This is a genomic window from Vibrio sp. 1562 (assembly GCF_033340155.1).
In the GTDB taxonomy this organism is placed as follows: Bacteria; Pseudomonadota; Gammaproteobacteria; order Enterobacterales; family Vibrionaceae; genus Vibrio; species Vibrio alginolyticus.
Genome location: NZ_JAWOVY010000107.1, coordinates 1 through 1160 on the forward strand (window position 1 = coordinate 1; position 1160 = coordinate 1160).

A 1160-nucleotide genomic window follows, 5' to 3' on the forward strand; every position below is an offset into this window, starting at 1 on the left:
GCGTATTCTTTCCGAAGCGAAACCAACACATATCATCGCGGTGTTTGATCACCATGAACAAGATAGAGGTTGGCGCGCTGAAATCCTTCCTGACTACAAGCAAAATCGCAAACCGATGCCAGAGCCGCTGATGCAAGGTTTGGATGCCATCCAACAAGCATGGTGGGAGCAAGGTATTGATTCACTGCTATCAGAAGGCGATGAGGCGGACGATTTAGTTGCAACACTGGCGACCAAAGTGGCAAGCGACGGCGAGAAAGTAACGCTCGTTTCAACCGACAAAGGCTACTGCCAGTTACTTTCACCGACGCTGCAAATTCGCGATTACTTTCAACACCGTTGGTTGGATGAACCGTTTATCGAGAAAGAGTTTGGCGTAAAGCCTAGTCAACTCGCTGATTATTGGGGGTTAACTGGCATTAGTTCGAGCCAAGTGCCGGGCGTTCCGGGCATTGGACCGAAAGCTGCCAAAGAGATCCTAACTCAATTTGAAGATATTGAAGCGGCCTACGCCAGCGATGAACTTGCACCGAAATATCGCAAGAAGCTGGATGAACACATTGAGTCTGCACGTCTATGTAAACGAGTAGCGGCGTTGAAATGCGATATCGAGCTCGGCTTTAACCTGCAAGACATTCGCTTTACCGGACCAAATAAAGCCGAGTAAGTACATCTCTTTTACGCTGTAAGTTTTGGGTTAGACAACACGTTTATAAAATCTGTTGTGTATCCCTTTACATTCACGGCAATGATATTTGCCTCATCATTAACCTACAAGATACTGATTAATTTATAAGCCAATTCACAGTCTTAGTGAGTAATTTCATTATTTTTAAATCTCTTAATAACGGAGAAAAATAATGAAAAACATCATCTTAGTATCTTTAGTCACACTCCTATCCTTCCCTACTCTTGCTGAAACTTGCGGTCAACACCTTGATAAAGGCATACCTTCAAGCAACAGCGATCAGTTCCTTTGCCGAGATGGCTATGCGGTTGGGTACAACTACAACACCAAAAACGCAGACTGGGTTGCTTACCACATTACCGCGGAAAGCGTGAACATCACCAACAAACGCAGTAACGCCTTCCAAGAAGACACTGAAATGCCGGATTACGCTCGCTCTACCCTAGCGGACTACAAAGGCTCAGGATACGAC

Annotated in this window: 2 protein-coding genes; both read left to right on the forward strand. The window is 45.4% G+C overall.

The features are described 5' to 3' along the window. A partial coding sequence (gene xni, locus R7Z49_RS23500) for a flap endonuclease Xni (RefSeq protein ID WP_318112144.1) occupies positions 1-667 on the forward strand: 667 nt, incomplete at its 5' end. Positions 668-860: 193 nt separating this feature from the next. After that, positions 861-1160: DNA/RNA non-specific endonuclease (locus tag R7Z49_RS23505; RefSeq protein WP_318112145.1), on the forward strand; the 300-nt coding region annotated here is incomplete at its 3' end.